At 73.1% G+C, this 24,403-nt stretch carries 22 protein-coding genes; 17 read left to right on the top strand and 5 right to left on the bottom strand.

Going from position 1 to position 24,403, the window contains the following annotated elements; all coding sequences use genetic code 11:
* Positions 1-33: 33 nt before the first annotated feature.
* The gene (locus Cco03nite_RS10185; protein WP_373314225.1) at positions 34-1,404 is read left to right on the top strand and encodes a cellulase family glycosylhydrolase; all 1,371 of its coding nucleotides are present in this window, start codon (positions 34-36) and stop codon (positions 1,402-1,404) included.
* 93 nt (positions 1,405-1,497) lie between these two features.
* Here Cco03nite_RS10185 and Cco03nite_RS10190 read toward each other — a convergent pair whose 3' ends face one another.
* Positions 1,498-2,187, bottom strand: coding sequence for an SDR family oxidoreductase (locus Cco03nite_RS10190; RefSeq protein WP_203691574.1), 690 nt, complete (start codon positions 2,185-2,187; stop codon positions 1,498-1,500).
* Between the two features lie 190 nt (positions 2,188-2,377).
* Here Cco03nite_RS10190 and Cco03nite_RS10195 point away from each other — a divergent pair, with 190 nt between their 5' ends.
* Positions 2,378-3,520, top strand: a complete 1,143-nt coding sequence (locus Cco03nite_RS10195; RefSeq protein ID WP_203691576.1) for a hypothetical protein — start codon at positions 2,378-2,380, stop codon at positions 3,518-3,520.
* Between the two features lie 107 nt (positions 3,521-3,627).
* Here Cco03nite_RS10195 and Cco03nite_RS10200 read toward each other — a convergent pair whose 3' ends face one another.
* The 3 genes from Cco03nite_RS10200 to Cco03nite_RS10210 are packed head-to-tail and all read right to left on the bottom strand — an operon-like array spanning position 3,628 to position 5,812.
* On the bottom strand, positions 3,628-4,068 hold the full coding sequence (locus tag Cco03nite_RS10200) for a hypothetical protein (RefSeq protein ID WP_203691578.1): 441 nt from the start codon (positions 4,066-4,068) through the stop codon (positions 3,628-3,630).
* The gene (locus Cco03nite_RS10205) at positions 4,068-4,637 is read right to left on the bottom strand and encodes an RNA polymerase sigma factor (RefSeq protein WP_203691581.1); all 570 of its coding nucleotides are present in this window, start codon (positions 4,635-4,637) and stop codon (positions 4,068-4,070) included. The genes Cco03nite_RS10200 and Cco03nite_RS10205 overlap by 1 nt, the downstream gene beginning before the upstream one ends.
* Positions 4,634-5,812, bottom strand: a complete 1,179-nt coding sequence (locus Cco03nite_RS10210; RefSeq protein ID WP_203691583.1) for a S8 family peptidase — start codon at positions 5,810-5,812, stop codon at positions 4,634-4,636. The genes Cco03nite_RS10205 and Cco03nite_RS10210 overlap by 4 nt, the downstream gene beginning before the upstream one ends.
* A 147-nt stretch (positions 5,813-5,959) precedes the next feature.
* Here Cco03nite_RS10210 and Cco03nite_RS10215 point away from each other — a divergent pair, with 147 nt between their 5' ends.
* The 15 genes from Cco03nite_RS10215 (at position 5,960) to Cco03nite_RS10285 (ending at position 21,088) form a co-directional block, all read left to right on the top strand.
* On the top strand, positions 5,960-8,512 hold the full coding sequence (locus Cco03nite_RS10215; RefSeq protein WP_239167281.1) for a CHAT domain-containing protein: 2,553 nt from the start codon (positions 5,960-5,962) through the stop codon (positions 8,510-8,512).
* A gap of 124 nt (positions 8,513-8,636) precedes the next feature.
* Positions 8,637-9,329, top strand: a complete 693-nt coding sequence (locus Cco03nite_RS10220) for a hypothetical protein (RefSeq protein WP_203691585.1) — start codon at positions 8,637-8,639, stop codon at positions 9,327-9,329.
* A gap of 2 nt (positions 9,330-9,331) precedes the next feature.
* A complete protein-coding gene (locus tag Cco03nite_RS10225; RefSeq protein WP_203691587.1) occupies positions 9,332-10,549 on the top strand; it encodes a phage tail sheath family protein in 1,218 nt (405 codons plus the stop codon).
* A gap of 1 nt (position 10,550) precedes the next feature.
* Positions 10,551-11,039, top strand: coding sequence for a phage tail protein (locus Cco03nite_RS10230; protein WP_203691588.1), 489 nt, complete (start codon positions 10,551-10,553; stop codon positions 11,037-11,039).
* The gene (locus tag Cco03nite_RS10235; protein ID WP_203691590.1) at positions 11,020-12,363 is read left to right on the top strand and encodes a hypothetical protein; all 1,344 of its coding nucleotides are present in this window, start codon (positions 11,020-11,022) and stop codon (positions 12,361-12,363) included. The genes Cco03nite_RS10230 and Cco03nite_RS10235 overlap by 20 nt, the downstream gene beginning before the upstream one ends.
* The gene (locus tag Cco03nite_RS10240) at positions 12,351-12,989 is read left to right on the top strand and encodes a CIS tube protein (protein ID WP_203691592.1); all 639 of its coding nucleotides are present in this window, start codon (positions 12,351-12,353) and stop codon (positions 12,987-12,989) included. Before Cco03nite_RS10235 ends, Cco03nite_RS10240 begins: the two co-directional genes overlap by 13 nt.
* The gene (locus tag Cco03nite_RS10245; RefSeq protein WP_203691594.1) at positions 12,986-14,470 is read left to right on the top strand and encodes a phage baseplate assembly protein V; all 1,485 of its coding nucleotides are present in this window, start codon (positions 12,986-12,988) and stop codon (positions 14,468-14,470) included. Before Cco03nite_RS10240 ends, Cco03nite_RS10245 begins: the two co-directional genes overlap by 4 nt.
* Positions 14,467-14,805, top strand: coding sequence for a hypothetical protein (locus Cco03nite_RS10250; RefSeq protein ID WP_203691596.1), 339 nt, complete (start codon positions 14,467-14,469; stop codon positions 14,803-14,805). The genes Cco03nite_RS10245 and Cco03nite_RS10250 overlap by 4 nt, the downstream gene beginning before the upstream one ends.
* Positions 14,802-15,197, top strand: coding sequence for a GPW/gp25 family protein (locus Cco03nite_RS10255; RefSeq protein ID WP_203691598.1), 396 nt, complete (start codon positions 14,802-14,804; stop codon positions 15,195-15,197). The genes Cco03nite_RS10250 and Cco03nite_RS10255 overlap by 4 nt, the downstream gene beginning before the upstream one ends.
* Entirely contained in the window at positions 15,194-17,728 is a 2,535-nt protein-coding gene (locus Cco03nite_RS10260; protein WP_203691600.1) for a putative baseplate assembly protein, read from the top strand. The genes Cco03nite_RS10255 and Cco03nite_RS10260 overlap by 4 nt, the downstream gene beginning before the upstream one ends.
* A complete protein-coding gene (locus tag Cco03nite_RS10265) occupies positions 17,718-18,179 on the top strand; it encodes a phage tail protein (RefSeq protein ID WP_203691602.1) in 462 nt (153 codons plus the stop codon). The genes Cco03nite_RS10260 and Cco03nite_RS10265 overlap by 11 nt, the downstream gene beginning before the upstream one ends.
* Positions 18,176-19,282 (top strand): PASTA domain-containing protein, encoded by a 1,107-nt coding sequence (locus Cco03nite_RS10270; protein ID WP_203691604.1) that lies wholly within the window; start codon positions 18,176-18,178, stop codon positions 19,280-19,282. The genes Cco03nite_RS10265 and Cco03nite_RS10270 overlap by 4 nt, the downstream gene beginning before the upstream one ends.
* 1 nt (position 19,283) lies before the next feature.
* Positions 19,284-19,733 carry a hypothetical protein gene (locus Cco03nite_RS10275; RefSeq protein WP_203691606.1) on the top strand — a complete coding sequence of 150 codons (450 nt, stop codon included), beginning with the start codon at positions 19,284-19,286 and terminating at the stop codon, positions 19,731-19,733.
* Positions 19,726-20,490: a hypothetical protein gene (locus Cco03nite_RS10280; protein ID WP_203691608.1), complete on the top strand. Its 765-nt coding sequence runs from the start codon at positions 19,726-19,728 to the stop codon at positions 20,488-20,490. Before Cco03nite_RS10275 ends, Cco03nite_RS10280 begins: the two co-directional genes overlap by 8 nt.
* A gap of 196 nt (positions 20,491-20,686) precedes the next feature.
* The gene (locus tag Cco03nite_RS10285) at positions 20,687-21,088 is read left to right on the top strand and encodes a PRC-barrel domain containing protein (protein WP_239167266.1); all 402 of its coding nucleotides are present in this window, start codon (positions 20,687-20,689) and stop codon (positions 21,086-21,088) included.
* 341 nt (positions 21,089-21,429) lie between these two features.
* On the opposite strand, the gene Cco03nite_RS10290 is transcribed toward Cco03nite_RS10285, so the two are convergent.
* A complete protein-coding gene (locus Cco03nite_RS10290) occupies positions 21,430-23,967 on the bottom strand; it encodes a malectin domain-containing carbohydrate-binding protein (RefSeq protein WP_203691610.1) in 2,538 nt (845 codons plus the stop codon).
* Positions 23,968-24,403 lie beyond the last annotated feature (436 nt).

Here is a 24,403-nt window from a genome sequence, read left to right on the forward strand (position 1 = left end):
GTCGAGGTCAACACCGGGCCGAGCGAGACGCTGCTGTCGCGTGGCAAGCCCGCGACCGCGTCGTCGGTCGAGGACGCCACGACAGCGGCCGGCAACGCGGTCGACGGGAGCACCACCACCCGGTGGGCCAGCGCGGAGGGCGTCGACCCGCAGTGGCTGCGCGTCGACCTGGGCGCGCCGTCGACGATCACCCGGGTCGAGCTGAACTGGGAGGCGGCGTACGCGACCGGGTACCGGGTCGAGGTTTCGGCCGACGGCAACGCCTGGACCAGCGTCTACAGCACGACCAGCGGCAACGGTGCCACGGACACGATCACCGGGCTGAGCGCCAACGGCCGCTACGTGCGGGTGTACGGCACGACGCGGGCGACCCAGTGGGGTTACTCGCTGTGGGAGTTCGACGTGTACGGCACCGGCCCGTCCGTGCCGCCCAGCCCGTCGGCGTCGCCGAGCCCGCCGACCGGCACCACCCCGGTGGCGATCAACGGGCAGCTGCGGGTGTGCGGCGTGAAGCTGTGCAACCGGTTCAACCAGCCGATCCAGCTGCGCGGCATGTCGACGCACGGCATCCAGTGGTATCCGCAGTGCGTCAACGACTCCTCGCTGAACGCGCTGGCCACCGACTGGAACGCCGACGTGCTGCGGGTGTCGATGTACGTCCAGGAGGACGGCTACGAGACCAACCCGCAGCTGTTCACCGACCGGGTGCACGGCTACATCGAGCAGGCCACCGCACGCGGCATGTACGTCATCGTCGACTGGCACATGCTCACCCCGGGCGACCCGAACTACAACCTGGCCCGGGCGCGCACGTTCTTCACCGCGATCGCGCAGCGGCACGCGAACAAGACCAACATCCTGTACGAGGTCGCCAACGAGCCCAACGGTGTCGGCTGGGCCGCGATCAAGAGCTACGCCGAGCAGATCATCCCGACCATCCGCGCCATCGACTCCGACGCGGTAGTGCTGGTCGGCACGCGGGCCTGGTCGTCGCTGGGCCTGTCGGACGGCGCGAACGAGACCGAGGTCGTCAACAACAAGGTCAACGCGACCAACATCATGTACACGTTCCACTTCTATGCCGCGTCGCACGGCAGCAGCTACCTCAACGCGCTCTCCCGGGCGGCCGACCAGATCCCGATGTTCGTCACCGAGTTCGGCACCCAGGAGGCGTCCGGCGACGGGGCGAACAACTTCACCCAGGCACAGGCCTATATCGACCTGATGGCGGCCAAGAAGATCAGCTGGACGAACTGGAACTACAGCGACGACTTCCGGACCGGGGCCGTGTTCACCACGGGCACCTGCGGCACGGGGCCGTACGCGGGGACCAGCCGGCTCAAAGCCGCCGGGGTCTGGGTGCGCGACCGCATCCGCACCGCCGACAACTTCCCGACCGGCTGACCCCGAGCGCCGAACGGCCGGATCGTCACGTGGCATGGCCTGCCTCTCTCCCAGGAGGCGGCCATGCCACCACCCCGGCGGGGTCGCGACGAGTCAGGCGCGAGGTGCCGGCAGCACCGACAGTTCTGACACGTACGCGTCGTCAGGCATGTGCAGGGCGGTGACTATCAGCGACGCCAGCGTCTCCGGCCGTATGCAGTCGGCCGGCTCGAACGGCCGCCCGAACTGCCCGCGCACCTTCCGCAGGAGTTCCGTCGCGGTGCCACCGGGGTAGACCGTGGTGACGCGGATGCCGTATCGGGCTTCCTCCTGGCGCAGCGAGTCGGCGAGTTCGCGGAGCGCGGCCTTGCTCGCCGTGTAGGCCGACCACCGTGGCACGGCGTGCAGTCCGGGTGCGCCGTTGACGAACACCACACGGCCGGCTGCGCTGCGCAGCGCGGGCAGCAGCAGCCGCGTCAACTCCGCGGCGGCGGCCACATTGACCGTCAAAGTCTCCTGCCACAACCCGTACGGCGTCTCGTCGACGGCGGCGACCTCGGCGATGCCGGCGCAGTGCACGAGCGCGTCGAGGCGATCCAGTTCCGCGAGCTGACCGGGCAGGTCGGCGGGCTTCATGAGATCGAGGATCACCGGGGTGGCGTGCGGCACCTCGTTGCACAACCGGTCGAGCTGTGCGGCGTTTCGGCCGGCGGCCATGACATGGTGTCCGTGGGCCCCCAGCGCCCGTACCGTCGCGCTGCCGATGCCGCCGGTCGCACCTGTCACCAGAACCGTTCTCGTCACCGCCGGATCCTGCCATGTCGGCGACCCGACGACCATGACGGGCAATCCTTTGGCGGTCGGCTGCTGCCGCCCGGGTGAAGCCGGCCCATGTCCGATGTACGCCACCGCCGCCGGTATCAGGGGCGAGTCGTCGCACATCTGCTCGGGTACACGCGGTCACCGGGACCGCGTACCGCCCTGAGGAGGCAGCATGCAGCCCGAACCGACGCGCTGGGAAATCATCAAGCAGAACGCGCTCATGAGGTACCGGCTCAACCTCAAAAAGCTGAACCTGCTCGTCGGCGTGCAGGTCAACGATCTCGACGAGGACTCGTTCACGAAGCTCGCCAAGGAGACCACCGGCACCGAGTTCAACCTCGACAAGCCCGAGCTGGCCCCGATCGCCATGTGCGACAACGGCGGCGTCGGCATGGCGAAGCTGGCCGAGGCGTGCGAGGCCCGGTCGAACGCGAAGGACGGCTCCTACCGGCCCCGGCACCCGTACTTCGTCGGGTTCAGCTGGGTGCTGCGCCGCAAGAACCGGCTGGGCAGGGAGCACGCGTACCTGAACCACACCTACGCCCAGCCGGTGCCGGAGGAGTTCCAGAAGGAGTTCGAGGACACCACGTCGTGGTCGCCGTTCTGGGGCATGCTGTCGATGTTCGCCCCGTCCGGCGGGCCGGTGCCGAGCCTGACCCGGTTCGGCCAGCCGTCGGACGGTGACCCGTTCGCAGACGGCGACATCCGCGGCGAGCTGGAGGAGCAGCGCAAGCTCATCGAGTACCGGGATCAGATGATCGCGGCGAACACCCCGCCGCAGGGGCTGCTGCACCTGGGCAACGCGGTCATCGACTTCAGCCGCCCGTTCATCATCGAGACCCCGCTGTACATCCACCGGGGCGGGCTGGCCAGCACCACGCCCGACCACCCGCTCGACGGGCACACGGGCTGGATCCAGTCGTACCACAAGAAGAACAAGACGGTGAGCTTCACCGCCGCGGCCGGCGGCCGCAACCGGGTGCCGGGCGTGGACGAGTTCAACCTCACCTGGGCCGGCAACGTGTTCGGCCTGATGCTCGTCAGCTTCGCGGCGGTCATGAAGGTCAACTCCGGCCGCAAGCGCCCCCTGCTGAGCCTCACCGACGGCATCACCTACGGCGACGCCTACCACGCGTACGGGGAGAACCACTGGCTCGGCGCCCGCCGGGCGATGACGGCGGTGGCGGACACGTTCGCGCGGTTCGGGGCGCTGGCCCGGGCCGGGTTCGGCACGCACGTCGTGGAGAGCCCGGCCGAGGACGGCAGCATCGACCTGGAGCTGGCCGTGGAGGAGCCGAAGGACAAGCAGCTCTAGCGGTGCATGACTGGTGGGCGGCCCCCGTTGACCGCCCACCAGACCCGATCAGCGCGATCGGGTTCCGTGGGGAGGGCCGGGGACCACGGCCCTCCCCACCTGCGGATTCAGATCAGAGTCCAGGACGTCTGGACCGGGCCGCCCTGCGCGGGATGGCAGTGCAGGCGCAGGTGCCCGCGGGTCACGCAGGCCACCGAGAACCGGCCCAGCGGGTCGGCCTCGACCCACGTGGGGCCGTCGGCGTGGTCGACGCGGATGCTGGCCGGCTGCGGCGGGACGAGCTGGCCGGTCAGCGCCGCGGTCAGCCCGGTCACCGCCACCTCCATCTCGATGGTCAGCTCGCCGGCGGTGAACGTGAACAGGTCGGGCAGGTCCTCCCCGCGCACCCCGGCCAGGTCGATCTGGCGGACGAGCTCGGCGAGCGCGGCGTCGGTGTCGCGCCAGGCCAGGCTCTCCTTGGCGAGCGCGATCAGGTGCGGCGGCACGGGGTCCATGCGTGTGGTGAGCCCGCGCAGCTCGGCGGGCAGGTCGTCGTCGTACGCGGTCATCAGGGGTTCAACCTCCGGCGTAACTGGTCGAGGCAGCGCGCACGGGTCGGGCCGATGCTGCCGACGGGGATGTCCAAGGCCGCGCTGACCTCGGCGTAACTCGGTGCGGGGTCCAGCAGCAGCAGCCGCAGCACCGACTGGCACTGGCCGGGCAGCTGCCCGAACTCCCGCCACAGCACGCCGTCGCGTTCGCGGCGCAGCAGGTCGCTGTCGACCTCGGGGGCGGTGCGGTCCTGCGGTTCGAGGGTGAGCAGGTCACCGACGGGCAGGTCCCGCCCGGCGCGGCGCAGCACCGCGAGGGACTCGCGCCGGGCGGTGGTGGCCAGCCAGGAGCCGAGCCGGTCGGGTTCGCGGATCGCGCCCAGGTGCTCGACCAGGCGCAGCCAGGTGGCCTGGAAGACGTCGGCGGCGTCGGCCTGGCCGAGCCGGTGGCTGCGTGCCACCGACCAGACCAGGCCCGAGTACCGCTCCACGATGGTGTTCCAGGCGCGCTGGCTGCCCTCGGCGGCCTGGCGCAGCAGCGCGGCGGTGTCCAATTCGGGCAGCGTGTGGGGCGGCGTCTGAGTCATGCCAGGCCCGGGTATCCGCCGTAGGTGCGGGTCGCGGCCGCCAGCACGGCCTTGCGTGCGACCTCGGTCGAGCCGCTGCGCGCGGTGTGCTCGGCCAGCATCGCCACCACGTGCGGGGTGGCGAACGAGGTGCCGCTCCACAGCGCCCAGCCGGTCGGGAACTGGCCGTGCTTGACGAACGTGCTGGTGATGTCGGCCCCGGGCGCGGTGACGGTCACCCACGGACCGGCGTTGCTCCAGTCGCACAGCTCCTTGCCGTCGTGGGCGGCGACGGCGACGACCTGGTCGGCCCAGGGCACGTCGGTGCCGGCGAACGCGGCGGGCCAGAACGGCCGGTCGCGCAGCCCGTCGTTGCCCGCCGCGGCGACGACGAGCCGGTCGCGGCCGGTCAGCAGCGCCGACAGGGCGGTGGCCAGCGCGAGCGGCGGCTGGTCGTCGAGGGTGTACCCGCCCAGCGACAGATTGATCAGCTTCTCGTCGGTGAGCCGGGCGAACGAGAGGATCAGGTCGGCTTCGGTGCACAGTCCGAACGTGTCCAGCACCCGCATCGCCCGTACGTCGGCCTTGCCGGTGCGGGCGCCGATGACGCCGATGATGAAGTTGGCGTGCCCGACGTCGCCGTCCATGACACCGTCGTCGTCGACGTCGGTGTCGATCTCGTAGTCGGCCGGCGCGGCGGTGTAGGCGTGCGCGGGCAGCGGGCTGTCGCGCCACACGCCGGTGTCGATGACCGCGACGCCGACCTCCTGGCCGGGTTTGCGCGGGCCGGGGCGGTCGCCGGGCTTCGGGGCCGGCTGCGGCGGGCCGAAGGGGCCGCCGTGCTCGAACGGCGTGGACACGAACACGTGGTTGGGGCTGACGACGGTGCGCTCGTCGCCGTCGCGGGCGGCGGCCTCGCGGACTCGGCGGGCGGCGGTCGGCACGTCAAGTCCGTCGGCGCGCAGGCGCAGCAGGCCGGGGGCGAGTTCGGTCTCGCCGACGCCCCGGGTGTGCCCGAGGCCGCCGAGGACGCGTTCGGCCGACGCCCGGTGGTCGGACAGGACCAGCAGCTCGTCACGGGTGTACCAGACCGGTTTGCGGTCGGGGCGGGTCTCCTGGCCGAGCCAGGGCAGCCCGGCCATGCGCCGGGCGCGGCGGTCCTGCCAGCGGTGCAGGCGATCCTGCGGCATAGCCATCGTCGTTCCTCCGTCTCGTGTTGCGTCCTGCAACAGAGTGCGGCCGACGGCCTGCTGATACATCCAGATGTGTCGCAACGCTGACACTACCGTCCGTGTCGATAGGACGGTCGTGCGAGAGTCTTCCAGCATGAGCGCGTGTTAGCGATGGTCATGGCCGACCCGCGACGGGCCGGGGTGCTCGGCGAGCGGTTGCTGGCCCGCGCCGAACGTGACCGGGATCCCGCGGGTAGGGCGGTGTCCCTGCGCATCCTCGGCCTGGCCGCCCGTGAGCTGCAGGATCCGGCGCTGGCCGCGGCGCGGCTGCGGCGCTCGATCGCGGTCGCGGGCCGGGCCCGGCTGCCGGAGCTGGCGGCGCAGTCGCGGATGAGCCTGGCGCTGGTCCTCAACGACCTCGGCCGCCCCACCGCGGCGCTGGCCGAGATCGGCCGGGCCCTGTCGGCGCTGGACGGGCTGCCGCTGGCCAGGGCCCGGATGCAGCACGGCATCCTGCTGCGCCGGCTGGGCCGCGACGAGCAGGCCCTGGCCGCGTACACGTCGGCGCTGGCCGCCTTCCGCCGCCACGACGACCGGCTGTGGCAGGCCAGGGCGCTGATCAACCGGGGCGTGCTGCAGACCTACCGGGGCGCGTTCGCGCAGGCCCGCGCCGACCTGGGCCGGGCCGAGCAGCTGTACCGGGAGCTGGCGCTACCGGCCGCGGAGGCGCAGGCGCAGCACAACCTCGGGTTCGTGGCGGCGTCCAGCGGCGACATCGTCACGGCGCTGACCTGGTACGACAAGGCCGACGAGCATTTCCGGCGCAGCGGGTCCCGGCCCGCCGAGGCGCTGATCGACCGGGCGGAGCTGCTGCTGGCGGCGCGGCTGCTGCCCGAGGCGCACCAGACGGCGCAGGAGGCCGTCGAGCTCGCCGCCGCGGCCCGGCTCGGCACGCTGCTGCCGCAGGCCCGGCTGCTGCAGGCGCAGGCGGCGCTCGCGGCCGGTGACACCGCGGGCGCGCGCGAGGCGGCCCGGCTGGCCCGGCGCTCGTTCACCCGCCAGGAGCGCGGGCGCTGGGCCGTACACGCCGAATATCTGCAGGTCCGCGCGGCACCGCAGCGGCGCATCGCCCGGCTGCGGGCGCTCGCCGACGCGCTCGACGCCGCCGGCTGGCCCGAGCAGGCCCTCGAAGCGCGCCTGTACGCCGCCGGGAGCGGCGACCCCGACGCGCTGGCCGACCTCGCCGGTGTTGTGCCCGGACACGGCCCGGCCCGGTTGCGCATCCGCGCCTGCCACGCCCAGGCCTTGAGCCGTCTCCACCATGGGGACCTCGCCGGGGCCCGGCGTGCGCTGCGCCACGGGCTGCGGCTGCTCGACCAGTACCGGGCCGCGCTCGGCGCGACCGAGCTGCGGGTGCTCAGCTCCGCCGAAGGCGGCGACCTCGCCGCGCTCGGCGTACGCCTGGCCCTGTCGCAGCGCTCCGCCCGGCAGGTCCTCGCCTGGTCCGAACGCTGGCGCGCCGCCACCCTGCGCCTGCCCCCGAGCACCCCGGCCGACGACCCCGACCTGGTACGCGAGCTCGCCCAGCTGCGCCGGGTCACCGCCGAACTGGCCGGCGACTCCCTCGACGCGATCCGCCGCACCCGGCCGCTCCAACGCCAGCGCGCCTTGGAGGACGCGATCCGCCGCCGCACCTGGCGCACCGGACCCGCCGGCTCCCCGGTCGACGCCCCGGGCTCGGTCGACGAGATCACCGCCGCGCTGGGTGAGCGCGCCCTGGTCGAACTCGTCGAGCAGGACGGGCGGCTGCTCGCCGTCGTCGTCGCCGGCGGCCGCGTACGGCTGACCCCGCTGGTCGAGGCGGCCACGCTCGCCCCGGAGATCGCCGCGCTGCGGTTCGCGATGCGCCGGCTCGTGCTGCGCTACGGCTCCCCGGCGTCGCTGGCCGCCGCCGAGGCCGCCGCCCGCCACGGCCTGCGCCAGCTCGACGACTGGCTGCTGCGGCCCGTCGCCGCGCTGACCGGCGACCGGGAGCTCGTCGTGGTCCCCACCGGTGCGCTGCAGGCCCTGCCCTGGGCGGCGCTGCCGAGCTGCGCCGGGCGGCCCGTCACCGTCGCCCCGTCCGCGACCGCCTGGGCGCGCGGCACCGCCAACCGCCGCACCGACCTCGACGAACGCTTCGTGCTCGTCGCCGCCGCCCGCCCCGACCACGCCATCGGCGAAGTGCACGCCCTCGCCGCACTCGCCCCCGGCGCGCAGCAGCTCGTCGGCCCGCAGGCCACCGTCACCGCGACCCTCGCCGCGATCGACGGGGCACGCCGCGTGCACCTGGCCGCGCACGGCGAGTTCCGCGCCGACAACCCGCTGTTCTCCCATCTCGACCTCGCCGACGGGCCGCTGACCGTGCACGACCTGACCACCCTGCGGCGCGCCCCCGACCTGGTCGTGCTGTCCGCCTGCGACACCGGCCTGTCCGCGGTGCACCCCGGCGACGAGCTGATGGGGCTGACCGCCGCGCTGCTCGGCGCGGGCGCCCGCACCCTGGTCGCCAGCACCGGACCCGTCGACGACGAGGCCACCCGCGAGCTGATGCTCGGCCTGCACCAGCGGCTGCGCGCCGGGCACGAGCCGGCCGCCGCGCTCGCCGCCGCCCAGGCCGCCGCGCCCGTCGAGCGCTGGGCGACGGCGTACAGCTTCAGCTGCTTCGGCTCCGGGGCCGCCTGACCTGCGTCGGAAATCAGCGCCCGACCCGTCACGCAGCTGACAGGCAGCGGTGTATCACCGCCCGTGACCGGACGCTCTGTCCTGCGATCGTGCCGCCCCGGCACGAGACGAGGCGGAGGTTCCGATGCGGTATCACGAGGACCACGGGCCGTTGGCCCGGGCGTCCGCGCTGCTGCTGGCCAGCCTGGCCGAAGTGGACGTCGCGGTGCGGGTCGAGCACCCGGCCGCATCCGTCGGCGTGCAGTCCGGCGCCTTCGGCGGACCGTGGGTGGCCGTGTGGCCGTACGCGGTCCTGCCCGAGACGCTGCCCGCCCGCCCCGGTGACGCGCTGCGCCTGCGGGTCAGGTTCCTGCTGCACGCCGACGGCCCCGAGGCCACCGCGATCGAGGCCCTCGACCGCATCCTCACCGGCGGCGTGCCGTACCTGCTCGCCGAGCCGGTCCCGGACACGCTGTGGACCGCGCTCGGGGCACGGCTGCGGGTCGCGCTGCTCTGCGAGGTCGCGGTGCACGTCACCACGGCCGCCCCGCGCATCCCCCGGGTGACCCAGCCGGGCCGGCTGGACACGGTGTCGCTGCGGCGGCTCACCGGCCGGGTGCAGACCCCCGGCGGGGTGGCGCTGGTCGGCATGCGGGTCTCCGCCGCCGACGGCACCGCGGCGTCGTACACCGACACCCGGGGCCACTTCGAGCTGCCCGTCGCCGCCGACCGGCCGGTGCGCCTGTCGGTCGCCGGTCGCGGGCTGCTGCTGTCCGCCGAGGTCGCGGCCGTCTCGGCCGAACCCGTCGTCATCACCTGCGAGATCCAGGAGGTCTAGCAATGCCTGTGTACTCCTCACCCGGCATCTACGTCGAGGAGGTGTCCGGTGGCAGCAGGCCGATCGAGTCGGTCGGCACCAGCACCGCCGGATTCGTCGGCGCCGCCCCGCTCGCCGACGCGCGCCGCAACGAGGCGGTCGCGGTCAACAGCTGGTCGGAGTTCGTCCGCGTGTTCGTCGGCGACGCCACCACCAGCACGCCGCTGTCGCGGGCCGTGTACGGCTTCTTCGACAACGGCGGCGGCCGCTGCTACGTCGTCAACATCGCCCCCGGCGAGCCGCTGGCCGGCAAGGGCCGCCAGCGCAGCGGCCTGCGGCTGCTGGAGGCGATCGACGAGGTCGCCATCGTCGCCGCGCCCGGATACACCGACGCGCTGTCGTACGAGGACCTGCTGTCGCACTGCGAGCTGATGGGCGACCGGATGGCCATCCTCGACGGGCCGGAGCACACCGGCGACGTCGAGCGGCTCACCCGCGTCGGCGGCGCGACCCCGGCCAAGCCCCCGGCGAAGAAGGGCCCGGCCGATGGCGACGCCGCCCCGGCCGAGGACAACAGCGGGCTGCGGCCGCGCCAGTCCGACTACGGCACCTTCTACGTGCCGTGGCTGGTCGTGCGCGACCCGCTGACCGGCGAGGTCGTCAACACCCCGCCCAGCGGCCACGTCGCCGGCGTGTGGGCGCGCACCGACACCCTGCGCGGCGTGCACAAGGCCCCGGCCAACGAGCCGGTGCGCGGCGCGGTCGACCTGTCGTACCGGGTCACCAAGGTCGAGCAGGACGTGCTCAACCCGGCCGGGGTCAACTGCATCCGGCACTTCCCGGCCGAGGGCATCCGCATCTGGGGCGCCCGCACCCTGGCCGCCGCCGGCAGCGAATGGCGCTACCTCAACGTGCGCCGCCTGTTCAACATGCTCAAGGAGTCCATCGGCGACGGCACCCGCTGGATCGTGTTCGAGCCGAACGACACCCTGCTGTGGAAGTCGATCCGCCGCGACGTCAGCGCGTTCCTCACCCGCGTGTGGCGCGACGGCGCGCTGCAGGGGCGCTCGCCGCAGGAGGCGTTCTTCGTCAAGTGCGACGAGGAGACCAACCCCGCCGACGTCCGTGATGCGGGCCAGGTCGTGACCATGATCGGCATCGCGCCGGTCAAGCCCGCCGAGTTCGTCATCTTCAAGATCAGCCAGTCCGCCGGTGCCGGCGGCGACCAGGCAGGAGCCTGACATGCCCGAGGTGACCGCCACCCCCGCCGCCCAGCCCGGCAACCTGGTGGACCCGTATCGCGCGTACAACTTCAAGCTGCTCATCAACAACGTCACCGAGGGCCACTTCACCGAGGTCGGCGGCCTGGGCATCAAGGTCGAGACCATCTCGTACCGCGAAGCCGGCAACAACTCCGTCGTGCGCGCCATCCCCGGCCGCGTCACGTACGCCCCGGTGACCCTGCGCTTCGGCCTGACCTCCTCCCTCGAACTGTGGGAGTGGCTGATGACCGCCGTGGAGGGCAAGGTCAGTCGCCGCAACGTCTCCATCGTCATGCTCGACAGCTCCGGCTCGGCCGAAGCCCTGCGCTGGAACCTCGTCAACGCCTGGCCCCAGGAGTGGTACGGCTCGCCGCTCGACGCGATGAGCCGCGAACTCGCGGTGGAGACCCTGGTGCTGGCACACGACGGCATCCAGCGGGAGACCAGCAATGTCGGCGCGGCTGCGTGACCTGCTCGGCTGGCTGCGGCGCCTCCTCGGCCTGAGGGGCGCCGCTCCCCAGCCGAGGACGCCGTGGGACGGGGCCGTCCGGCTCGGCGGGCCCACGCCCGCACCGGACGCCCCGTCCACCCCGCCCCTGCGCCCGGCCGCCCCCGCCTACCCGGCCGCCCCCGTGTACCCGGCTGCCGCCGCCTACCCGGCTGCCGCCGCTTACCCGGCCGGCGTCGACCACGGCCGCACCGCCGCGGCTGTGGGGATCGCCGCCGACCTCGACCCGGCGCTGCCCAGCAGCCCGGTGGCGCTCGCCTGGTTCGACCTCGGCCGGCGGTCGGGTTCGGCCGGCCTGGCCGACCCGGTGCCGATCGGCACCGCCTCGCCCGGCCCGGCCACGGTGGGCTCGGGAGCGACCGCTCCCGTCGAAGCCGCCCAGCCGGCGCGGGAAAGGACGGCGGTGGACCAGCAGCCGGTGGACCGGCCGGCGGTGGACCGGCCGGTGGTGACTGATCAGTCGCGGACCGGGCCGTCTGCCGCGACGACGATCGGGGCCGCGGCACACCGATCGACGCCGGGAGCGGCGATGCCGGACCGAGCCGGGCAGGAGCCTGCCCCGGTGGAGGCACGGCCCGCCACAGCGGCACCTTCGCCGTCCGCGCACACCTTTTTTGATGTGCCCACATCAAAAAAGTTGTGGGCCGCACAGAGCGACACCGCTTTCACGGCCCCGGAGCCCAGGTCCGCCAGGACCGAGGTCTCGCCTTCGGAGCAGGCAGCCACGCCGTCGCTCGAACGCATCACGGCGGATCACCCCGGCGCACGATCGAACCCGCCGCGAGCGAGAACGACCCACCCGGACACCGAGCGCGCCGACGGAGACACGCCGGTGGCGGCAACGCGCACACCCCAACCCTCCACAGCGGACCAGGTCGAGGCCGAGCGGCTTCCGGCGGCGAACCGCGACGCGGCGAATCCCGACGCGGAGAGCCCCGACGCGGAGAGCCCCGACCGGCTTCTGAGCCGTGACCCGTGGACTTCGCCGTTCACCTCGGCGCACGTGGTGCCGGCTGTCAGCACGCCTGCTGCCACCGGCCGGTTCAGGCCCGGCCAGGTCGGCCCGGCGGGCGTGAGCGCCGCCGACGAGGCCGGCACCTCGGCGGCCACCGCGCCGTGGCCCCGGCTCACCGGCCGGGAGCGAGGGCAGGAGCAGGAAGCCGGTCCCTGGCCGGAGCTGCTCGACGACACCGAGTTGTGGGCCGTCCCGGCGCCGACCCGTACCGACCCCGACCGCATCCGTTTGCGGCAGAGCCAACAGGAGGGCAGGCCGTGGAACGCATAGCCTTTCTCGTCGACGCCACCGGCGAGCGCATCGACTGCCTGGTCAACCCCGAGACCCTGGTGGTACGCCGCCTCGCCGGGGTGCGCCCCGCGGCGCTGCCCGGGGCCGTGGTCGGCACCGGGGTCGACGACGCGCTCCTGTTCACCGGCGGCGGCCGCACCGAGCTGGTCCTCGACCTGCTGTTCGATGTGGACCTGGTCGAGCAGGCGCACCGGCCCGACGACGTACGCCGGCTCACCGGTCGGCTGTGGCAGCTGGCCGAGAACGGGCAGGGCCGCCCGCCGCTGGTACGCCTGGTCTGGGGCAAGACCTGGAACCTGCCCGGCGTGGTGGTGAACGTGGCCGAGCGCCTCGACGCCATCGACGCCACCGGCACCCCGCGCCGGTCCTGGCTGCGGCTCAAGCTGATCCGCAGCGAGGGCGAGCCCGCCGCGCCACCCGCCCCGACGGCGGCGAGCGCGGTGCAGGCCACCGGCGACGGCTCCGGCGGCGGCGGGGCCCGGTTCGACCTGCTGGCCGCCGAGGCGCTCGGCGACCCGACCCGGTGGCGGGAGCTGGCCGAGCACAACGGCATCGACAACCCCCTGGCCGTACGCGCCGGGACCGTCCTCGGAGTCCCGTCATGATCATTCCTGCCGTGTCGGTGCGCCTCGACGGCGCACCCGTGCCGGGCCGGGTCCTGTCGGCCCGCGTCACCCAGCGCATCGGCCTGCCCGCCCAGGCCGAACTCACCATGCACACCCCCGCGGGCTGGCCGTTCGGGGCACGCCTGGAACTCGACGTCGACGGCGAACCGCTGTTCGACGGCGAGGTCGGCACCGTCGAGCTGACCCGCGGGCCGGGCTCGGAGACCGGCTGGACGGTCGTCGCCCACGACCTGCTGCACCGGCTGCGCGCCAGGCAGCAGCCGCGGGTCTTCACCGGCGTCACCCTGGCCGACCTGGCCCGCGAGCTCACCGCCGGCCTCGACCTGACCGTGCGCTGCCCCGACCCGGGGCCGCCGCTGGAGCGGCTGCTCCAGCACCGCGCCACCGACTGGGACCTGCTCGCCCGCGCCGCCGCCCGGCTCGGCCGCTACCCGGTGCTCGACGGCCGGACCCTGGTCCTGGAGACGCTGTGCCCGCGCGGGTCGGCGCTGCCGCTGAAGTTCGGCGACACGCTGTGGCAGTGCCGCGTCGAGGGCCACGCCGACCGGGCCGTCGGGGGAGTGGCCACCTATGGCTGGCACCCGGGCGGGGAGTTCACCACCGGTCGGGCCGCCGCGCCCGGATACCAACCAGGGCCTGCTGTTTCGCTGCCCGGACTCGGCGGAGACGGTGACCGGGCGCTCATCGACCAGCCCGCCGGCCTGCAAGCCGAAGCCGCCCAGGCGGCCCTGGACCGGGCGGCGGCCCGGGTGCTGTGCGTCAGCGGCACCGCGCAGGGCGACCCGGCGCTGCGGCCCGGCCGCGCGGTCGAGATCGCGGGCGTCGGCGACGCCGTCGACGGCACCTATCCCGTGTGCACGGCCGTACACACCGTCGACGTCGACGGCTACCGCACCGTGTTCGGCACCGAACCACCCGACAGCCCCACGCAGCCGAGCGCCGCCGCGATCGCCCTGGGCCGGGTCACCGGGGTCGACGACCCCGACGGCCGCGGCCGCGTCCAGGTCATCCTCCCCGGCCACGGCGACCTCGACCTCGGCTGGCTGCCCGTGCTGTGCCCCGGCGCCGGGCCCGGCAAGGGCATCGTCGCACTGCCCGACCCCGGCGACCTCGTCGTGCTTGCCCTGCCGCATGAGGACCCCGCCGAGGCGATCGTGCTCGGCGCCGTCTTCGGCGCGTTGTCGCCGCCCGACAGCGGCGTCAGCGGCGGACGCGTACGCCGGTGGACCCTGCACAGCCCCGAAGGGCAGAAGGTCCTCGTCGACGACGGCGACAAGTCGATCACCCTGTCCAACGCCGACGGCAGCGCCCTCGAACTCGCCCCCGGCAAGGTCCGGCTGCTGGCCCGCACCGACCTGGTCATCGAGGCCCCCGGGCACCGGATGACCATCCGCGCCGCCAACGTCGACTTCGAACGCGCGCTCATCCCCGGCCTGCCGACCGAGGTGATCCCGGGATGAGACTCATCGACTCGTCGTCCGACGTGCGCTGCGACCACGACGGCAAGGTCGCCAACAACCCGTCCCAGCACTGGGTCGAGATCGCCGGGCACCCCGTGCTCGTCGACGACGACCCCCAGGGCCGCGCCGTCGCCCGCTGCCCCAACATCGGCGCGACCATGAAGCCCTGCGTGAAGACCCTGCGCGTGTTCACCGGCTACAGCGACTGGATCCGCATCGACGGCGACGCCGTGGTCCTCGACAGCCTCGACGGCCTCACCGACGGCACCGTGCCCGGCACCGTCCACTACCGCGTACGCATCCCCGGCCAGACCTTCGTGGAGGCGACCTCATGACCCCGACCTCACTGCGCTTCACCGAAGGCGACGGCATCGTCACCTCCGCCGCCGGCCGGGTCGCGCTCGTCCACGGCGACGACGCCATCCGCCAGGCCATCATCCTGCTGCTCGGCACCGTGCCCGGCGAACGCCTCATGCGCCCCGAGTACGGCTCCCACCTGCACCGGCTGCTGTTCGCGCCCAACGACCAGACCACCGCCGGCCTCGCCATCCACTACGTGCGCCACGCCCTCGAACGCTGGGAGCCGCGCATCGACATCGAGCAGGTCGACGCCGACCCCGACCCCGACAACGCGTCCCGGCTCAACGTGCACCTGCGCTACCGGGTCCGGCAGACGCTGGCCGCCGGCGTCCTCGACTACCCCCTCGACCTCGGAGAACCGTCATGATCCCCGTGCCGAACCTCGACGACCGCAGATTCGACGACCTGGTCGCCGAAGCCCGCGACCGGGTACGCCGCTCCTGCCCGGACTGGACCGACCTGTCCGTCCACGACCCCGGCGTCGCCCTGATCGAGGCGTTCGCGTACCTGACCGAGGTCATGCTGTACCGGCTCAACCGGCTGCCGGAGAAGGCATACCTGGAGTTCCTGAACCTGCTCGGCGTCTCCCGCCGACCACCCGCCGCCGCGTGGGCCGAGCTGACGTTCACCCGCACCGGCGCCGAAACCGGCCGCATCGCGATCCCCGCCGGCACCCGCGTCGCCGCCGCCCGCGGCGCCGACCCGCAACCGGTCCTGTTCACCACCACCGTCCCGGCCGTCATCGCCGAAGGCGAGACCGAGACCCGGGTACGCGCCTACCACTGCGAACTCGTCGACGGCGAACTGCTCGGCCTCGGCACCGGCCTGCCCGGCCTGGTCCTGCGCGCCGACCGGGCCCCGCTGGCCAACACCGGCGAACCCCTGGAGGTGCTGCTCGGCGTCCAGGCGACCGGGCCCGTCACCGGCGCGGCCCGCGAGCACGACGGCCGCACCTTCGAGATCTGGCAGCGCGTCGAGACCTTCGCCGGCCTCGGCCCCGCCGACCGCGCCTACCTGCTCGACCCGGCCGCCGGGACGGTCACGTTCGCGCCCGCCCTCGACGGCGGCACCGTGCCCGGCGCGGTCCCGGCCGCCCACCGCGAGATCCGCCTCTGGTACCGCGTCGGCGGCGGCGCGTCCGGCAACGTCGCCGCGAACACCCTCACCGCGCTGCGCGACCAGATCCCGGGCGTACGGGTCACCAACGCCGAAGCGGCCCGTGGCGGCCGGGACATCGAGCAGGTCGACGCCGCCGCGCGCCGCGGCCCGTACGAGCTGTTCAGCCTCCACCGCGCCGTCACCGCCCGCGACTTCGAGCTGCTCGCGACCGCCGGCTCCCCGGCCGTCGCCCGCGCCCGCGCGTTCACCCGCGCCTCCATGTGGTCGTTCGCCCGCCCCGGCGAGGTCGAGGTGACCCTGGTCCCGTACGTGCCCGAGGCGGCCCGCCCCGGCTGGCGGCTGCCCGTCGCCGCGCTCGCCGAACGCCAGCTCGACGAGGTGCGCCTGCACACCCAGGCCGACCTGGACCGCCGCCGCGCCCTGGGCACCTCGGTCACCACCACCTGGGCCCGCTACAAGTCCGTCGCCGTCAAGGGCCGGGTCGTCGTCGGCCGCCAGGAGGACGTCGACGCCGTACGCCGCCGCATCCACGACCGCCTCCACCAGACCATCAGCCCGCTGCCCGCCCCCGCGACCGTCGAAGGCTGGTCCTTCGGCGAGCCGCTGCGCGCCTCCAACGTGTACCGGATCCTGGAGCAGGCCGAACCCGGCGTGCGCTACGTCGACGACGTGCGCTTCGTGCTCGAACACGCGCCCAGCCGCGACGTCAGCTCCATCGCCGCCGACGGCTACCAGCCCGGCACCTGGTACGCCGGCGGCGGCGAGCAGGTCTTCCGGTCCACCAACGACGGTGAGGGCTGGGAGCTGGTCACCGTGTTCCCCGGCGAGGTCGTGCGCCAGGTCGTGCCCGCACCGGTGTCCGACCGGCCCGGCGTCGTCGCCCGCCCCGGCGCGGTCGCCGTCGTCACCAACTCCGACGAGGGCGGCTCCTGCGTGCACGTCTCCGCCGACCTGGGCGAGACCTGGCGCAAGCTGACCGAGATCGACGCCGTGGTCCTGGAAGCGGCGTGGATCGACCGCGAGGAGTCGGTGTCGCTGCTGCTGGCCACCGACGTCGGCCTGTACGAGATGTCGCTGCTCGACGGAGCGGTCCCGCTGCAGATCATCGTCGACAGCAAGGACCAGGACCGCGGCTTCAACTCCGTGCGCACCTTCGTCTCCGAACGCGGCGTGTGGGGCGTGGCCCTGGCCGCCGAGACCACCTACGGCGTCTACCTGTCCACGGCCGGCGGCCGCCAGGGCACCTTCGCCCACGTCGGCCTCAACGGCGTCGACACCCGCGCCCTGTCTGTGCAGCTCGACGGCCCGGACACGATCCTCTGGGTCGGCACCGGCACCACCGACCCGCGAAAGCCCGGCAAGGGCTGCTACCGCGCCCGGCTGTTCGAGGCCGACGTGCGCTGGCAGGAGATGTCCGCCGGGTGGACCGGCGGCACCTGCTGGGGCCTCGACTTCGTCGACGGCACGGCGTACGCCGCCAGCCAGAGCGGGGGAGTGCTCCAGCTCGACACCACGGCCGCCACGCCGCAGTGGGAGTCCCCGTCGGTCAACTGCGGCCTGCCGCTGCGCGACCGGACCCGCTTCGAACCCGTACGCACCATCGCCGGCGGCAGCCACGTGTTCGCCGGCGGCAACCGCGGCACCCACGTCCTCGCCGCACCGGGCCGGTGGCGCTCCGCAGCCGACACCGAACTGCGCCAGCTCGTCACCATCCCGCCCACCTGGCTGCTCGTCTCCGGCGAGCACGACATCGAGGTGGTGACCGAAGATGCGCCGTGACGCCATCGCCGCCCTGCTGCCTGCCGCCTACCAGCGGGCCATGCACCCGAGCGGGGTGCTGTGGGCGCTGCTCGACGTGATGGAGGGCCTGCACTCCTCCGGCGAGGCCCGCCTCGCGACCGTCGAGGACCTGTTCCACCCGTACCGCTGCCCGCCCCAGCTGGTGCCGTTCCTGGCCCGCTGGGTCGCCGTCGACCACCTCGGCCACGGCCGGGACCTGGTCGCGCACGGCACCGCCCTGGCCCAGTCCCGCGGCACCCGCGAAGGGCTGCGGGCCGCGGTGACCCTGGCCACCGGCCTGCCCGACATCGAGATCGAGGAGTCGGCCGACCGGCCGTTCCACCTGATCGTACGCATCCCCGCGGGCAGTGACCTGCTCGAACGCGTCCGGCACATCGTCGAGCTGGACAAGCCTGCCGCCACCACCTTCGAAATGGGAGAACTGCCGTGAACGACAAGACCGAGAAGTGGGTCATCACCACCGCGACCCCGGAGGTGACCCTCGGCCAGGACCGCGCCGCCGAGGTCACCTTCACCATCACCAACCAGTCCCGGCGCACCGGCCGGCCCGGCATCGACTTCCACACCGGCCAGGACACCGACGCGTCCTGGTTCACCGTGGAGGAGTACCCGCGCCCGAAGCCCGGCGCGACCGCACCCCTGGTCGTGAAAATCAACATCCCGCAGTCGGCTCCGGCCGGACGCTACGAGTTCCAGGCCCGGCTCACCCCGCCGCTGACCCTCGGCGCGCAGCGCGACGCCGAACTGTCCGACGCCCCCGAGGAGACGTCGGTGCTCAGCCGCCGCGTCGCCGTCGTGGTCCCCGCCCCGCCCGCGCCGGAGAAGAAGCCGTTCCCGTGGTGGATCGTCGTCGCCGCCGCCCTGGCCGTCCTCGTCATCAGCGTCATCACCTGGGTCGTCTGGCCCGAGGGCGAGCAGCCCGCCGCCACCCCGCAGCCCACGGCGTCGGCCACCCCCGCCGCCTCGGCCAGCCCCGTCCCGGTGGAGCTGGTCGCCGTGCCGAAGCTGATCGGCCTGCCGCCCACCGACGCCAAGGCCGCCCTGGCCAAGGCCGGGTTCGTGGCCGGCACCGTCCAGTTCGGCTGGGACAACTCCCGCGGTCCCGGCGCAGTCACCCGCCAGTCCCTGCCCGGCGGCGCGACCGCGGCCAAGGGCAGCACCGTCGACCTCGGCATCTCCGCCGCCGCGGCCAAGCCCGTCATCTCCCAACCGGTCACCAACTCCAGCGTGCCGCCGGGCCGGATGCCCGCCGTCGTGTGGACCCAGCCCGACTCGTGGCCGGTCCGCTGGCTCATCACCGTCCAGATCGAGCGGTGCACGAAGTCGGCCTTCGGCGAGGTATGCCAGCCCACCCCGGCCGTGTCCAGCCAGATCGCCACCGCGCGCGAGTTCACCCCGGCGATGCCGACCCTCAACTACAACACCGTCAACAACGTCCGCGACAACGGCTGGGTGATCGTCAACGTCCAGGTCCTCGACGACTACGGCACCGCGACCGAGGCCGGGTCCGTGCGCGTCTACCTGGAGCACTGACATGCCCGCGCTCACCCGGGGACAGAAGATCCTCGCCGCGGTCGCGGTGCTGATCGTCGCGCTGTACGTCACCGGCGTCGCCACCGCCGACGACGGCACGATGACCGACCCGACCGACAACGCCCTGGTCCAGCAGCTCGGCGACTGGTTCGGCGACCCCGACCCCGTCGACCCGGCGGACCTGTCCGCGCCCTGCCTGACCGACGGCGTACTCGTCATCGAGGCAGGCTGCGTGCTCACCGTCGCGCCGGCCGACAGCGACCTGCGCGAAGTCGAACTGCGCCCTGACGGCCCGCTGCGGCTGCTCACCCGCGCCCCGCACGACGACACGATCCTCGACCGCGACGTGCCCGCCGGGGAACCGATCCGCGTCGCCGTCGACGACCAGGGCGTCGACATCAGCCTGACCTGCGACAAGTGCACCGTCACCCTCGGAGGTAGTGATGGATAGGCTGCGCACCCCGTTCTTCTTCGTCGCGCTCGTCGCCCTCGGCCTCGTCGTCGCCGTCGAGACCAGCAGTTCATTCCTGCTCGGCCTCACCACCCCGGCACTGGGCACCGCCACCGAACTCGGCGCCGACGTGCCACCGGGCGTCGCCGAACGGCCCGGCGGCATCGCCATCAGCTACCTCGCACTCATCGACGTGGTGCTGCTCGGCACGGCCGTGCTCATGGGCGTGGCGATCCTGGCCTCCAAGCGCCTGCACGCCCGCGCCCAGGGCCTGGCGACCCTGATCGGGGCGATCATCCTGATCGTCACGGCGCTGGTGCTGCTGTTCGTCGCCGTCGCCAAGCTGATCCTGATGGTGTCGCTGCTGCTGGCGTTCCCGTTCGGCACGATCGTCTACCTGATCCTGTTCGGGTCCTTCCCACGCGGCGAGGCGGCGGTCGTGCTGTCGCTGATCATGTTCCTGAAGGTGGTCGCGATCGCCTGCCTGATCATCGCCCAGCAGCGCTTCCTGCAGAACAAAGGCCTCGTCGCCATGATGATCACGTCGCTGCTCGGCAACGTCGTCGCCGTGTTCCTGCACGGGATCGTGCCCGGGATCCTGGTCAGCATCACCGACGCCATCGCCGGCATCGTGTTCGCGATCGTCGGGATCGTCTGGGCGATCGTGCTGATCGTCGGCTCGATCCCGGCGATGATCCGGGCGGTTCAGGTCACCGTGGAGAGCGCCAAGCAGCTGAAAGCCGCCGCGGCCACCTGAGCCGCGGATCCCGGTTCGCGCGCCCGGCGAGACCGGGGCCCCGACGCGCGAACCAGCAGGTGGCGCGGTCTGCCGGACGATCGGCAGGCCGCGCCACCGTGGCGCGCCCGCACCCGATCCGGGGACGGGTCGCACCGATCTCAGCACCAGGTGGTTGACGGGGCCATGGGCGGGTAGAGCGAAGGAGTACTCGACCTTGAGCAAGGAGGCTGCCGTGGTGCTGATGAACCCCACGCCGTGGGATCCGTGGAACTATCACGAGACGCTGGACTACAAGCCCGTCGTCGAGGGCGGCGAGCGGGACCTGACCGGTTTCCGGGTCGAGGCCGCCGACGGGTCGATCGGCAAGATCGACGAGCAGGCCGGTGAGGCGGGCTCGCGGATCATCGTGGTCGACACCGGCCCGTGGATCTTCGGCAGCAAGGTGATACTGCCCGCGGGCGTCATCAAGGGCATCGACCTCGACGACGAGCGCGTCTACGTCGACTGCACCAAGGACCAGGTCAAAGACGCTCCGGAGTACGAGGCGGAACGCCACCAGGACGGGGCGTACCTGGACTCCCTGGGCTCCTACTACGGGCAGCTGCGGCAGCTCTGATCCCGGCGGCCGCGGGCGGTGACCGACCGCCCGCGGCCGGCTGTGCCCGCCCGACAGCGCCGGATCACTCTCGCGTGCGCGGTGAGCGGACAGGTAGGCCAGAAAGTCCGGTCGGCGCAGTTGAAGGCGAACCTGAACGTTCGCGGCTCTGCTCCCGCGCGCGGGGATGGCCGGGCTGACCGGCTCGCGCTGCGACAACGCGAGGACGTCTGCGTCGAGCACGGCCACGAAAAAGCCTTGTACGGCACGCGGGAGTTGAGCCGGCGAGCGCCTAAGCGGCGATTCGCGCCGTGGGTGTCCGGCCCGTCGACCTCGATCGGTCCGGACACCCACGGCCACGGCTACGGGCCGACGAACACCGCCTTCGCCCGCCAGTCGGCGCCGTCCACGGCCGGACCGCTGCGCAGGGTGTACGACCCGGACGGCACGCCGCCGTTCCAGGCGGTGGAGGAGAGGTCACCGGTGCTCCGGTTGACCTTGTAAAGCGTGGTCCCGTTCAGGAACAGCCCGCCCGCGTCGGCCATGCCGCCCACCCCGGCGACGGTGAACTTGTCCGCGCCGACCACCCCGCTGTCCGGGGTGAACCAGCGCCAGTGCAGCCCGTTCTGCCCGGACAGGGTGTAGTACAACCGCCCGGCGGTGTAGAACATGGCGGTCACGTTCGGGATCTCGGCGTAGAAGTTCGTGGTCACCCCGGCGTAGGTGGAGGTGCCGGAGTCGGTGCTCACGGTGTCCCAGTAGGCGTCGTGGTACGGGTCGACGAGCGTCGCGGCGCCGAACACCGTGCCGTCGAAGGTGCGCCGCCACAGCGCGCCGCCCATGCCGTAGAACAGCGTGCCGCCGACCCAGAACCCGCCGCGGGCGGTCGACCAGGCGGTGCTGTCCGGGTTGGCCACGGCGCTCGCCGCGCCGACCGCGGTCGCCCCGTCGTACGACCGGACCTGTGCCTCGTCGCCGTTGCCGGCCGGCGGCGGCCCCGTCTTGACGATCTCGATGCCGTTGATCAGCGGGTTCTCGACGACGTGCCCGAAGTCGATGTTCACCGTGCCGTCGCTGACGACGGTGAACGAGCGCATCGTGCCGACGTTGTGCCCGACCGCCGCGGACAGGTCCAGGTTCGCCAGCACGGTGACCCCGTCCAGCGCCACGTTGAAGATCCGGGTGCCGGGCGAGGCGGTGCCGTCGTACCGGTTGGCCAGGTAGAGCCGGACCTCGACCTCGGTGCCGGCGGTCACCGGGAACTGCCAGCTCATTTCCGGCGCCGAACCCGGGTCCCACCGCTCGGAGGAGTACAGCGCGGCCGGTGTGCCCGCCGGGACGGTGCCGTCGACGCTGGGCACCGTGCCGTATCCGGCGGTGTTGCTGACCGCGTTGTGGAAACCGCTGGGGCTGCCGCCGTCGTCGGCGGCCCAGTCCGGCCCGCTGTCGGTCGAGGCGACCAGCGAACCGCCGGCGTTGACCCGGTGGAGCACGTTCGTCGGCACCGGGACGCCGGCCTGGTACACGTTGCCGGGCAGCGTCGCCGTGGTGGTCGGGTGCGGGGCGCTGCCGCCGGTGAGCGGGAAGAACGCGATCCGCTCGCGGCGGTACTGGTAGTTGCCGATCCACGGGGTGTCCGAGCCGAGCCAGAGCCCGTCCGGGGTGGCGAGGATCTTGGCGACGCCGACGCCGCGCGGGTGGCGGCCCGGGTTCCAGGCCAGGGGCAGGCCGCTGAGCGGGTCGAGGGCGGCGATGCTGGCCCGGCCGACCGAACCAGGCCCGGCGGAGTCGCCGCCGAAGCTGTTGTTGAGCCAGCGGATGTGGCCGCCGACGTAGACGGCCTGCTCGGTGATGCCGACCGACAGCAGCGTGTCGCCTCCGGCGTAGTCGACCCAGGTGGGCTGGAGGTCGGCGCCGGTCGCGTCGTTCTCCCAGCGGGCGGCCGCGTCGCAGAGTGTGCCCGCGTTCGGCGCGCCGGTCGTCACGACGACGAAGTAGCTGCCGTCCGGGGAGTACGCCAGGTCGCGCATGTAGGTGTCGAACGCCCACCAGGCGCAGCGTGGCGTGTACCGGGTGGTGTTCCAGTCGGCGACGGCGGCCGCGCTCGCGCCGAGGTCGAGCTTCACGATCTGGTCGTGGAGCACGCCGTTGGCCTTCTTGAAGTTGCCGACGACCACCAGCTGCTGGCCGTTGGGGGACAGCGCCAGCTTGCTCGCGCCGACGCCGGCGCTGGCTCCGCTGACCCCGTCGTAGTTGTGGTTCTCGGTCAGGCTGGTGGTCAGGTAGCTGTCCAGCGCGCCGGTGCTCGCGTTCACCGAGGCCAGGCCGCCGCGGGCGAGGCTCGCGTTGCCGGCGGTGGTGAAGATGCCGCCGACGAGCAGGCGGTTGCCGGCCAGGGCGATGTCCTTGACCGCGCCGTTGAACGCGGGGCCGGCGAAGCCGGTGACCAGCGCGCCGGTGCTGACGTTGAGCAGGGCCACCTTGCGCCGGGTGACGCCGTTGACGGTGTTGAACTTGCCGGCGATGTAGACGGTGCCCGCGGTGGGTCCGGCGATGACGGCGGAGACCTCGTCGCTGACGGTCGGGGCGAACGCGGTGTCGACGGTGCCGGTGGCCTTGTCGAAGGCGAGGATGTTGTTGCGGGTGATGTCCACCTCGGTGCCGCGGTTGCGGACCGTGGTGAAGTCACCGGCAGCGATGATCTTCGTTCCGGCGTCGTGGATGGCGTACACGGTGCCGTCCTTGATGTCCGGCGATGCCGCCGACGGCGCCGCCGCGACCACGGTCGTGTGGTTCGGGCCGGCGTGTGCCGGCATGGCGGAGCCGATGCCGGCGGCGGTGAGGCCGACCGCGGCGAGCGCCGCGAGGGCGCGGCGGGTCGGTGACGTTCGATGGGGCATGCACAACTCCGTTGGGCGCGGATGGACCGGCTCCGTTGCGAGAGAACAGGTGCCGGGGCACGCGTCTGACCACAAAGGAACCGACGGGGTATGGGCGCAACCCTCACCCTTCCGGGAGTCGTCACCGGCCGTCCAGCGCCGACCACGTTTTGTGTACGTCCACACCCGCGGCCTGCCCGACCTTCTGCACCCGGCCGTCGGGACAGCCGTCAGCACCGCACGAAAGGCGGCCGTGAATGCTGATTCGGCGATTCCGGACAGGACGATTGATGGGACGGATGTGGCGTATCAGCCGTCTCGTTCGGCGACGCGCCGGCGGACGGCCGGGCGCGGAACGGCCCGGCCGGCGGGAAGACGACAGGGCCAGGGCGGCCGAGACGATGGAGACGGCGAGCGTGCGACGCGCTTCAACCTCCGGGTTGGGGGATTGTCCACG

The organism is Catellatospora coxensis, assembly GCF_016862635.1.
GTDB lineage: Bacteria > Actinomycetota > Actinomycetes > Mycobacteriales > Micromonosporaceae > Catellatospora > Catellatospora coxensis.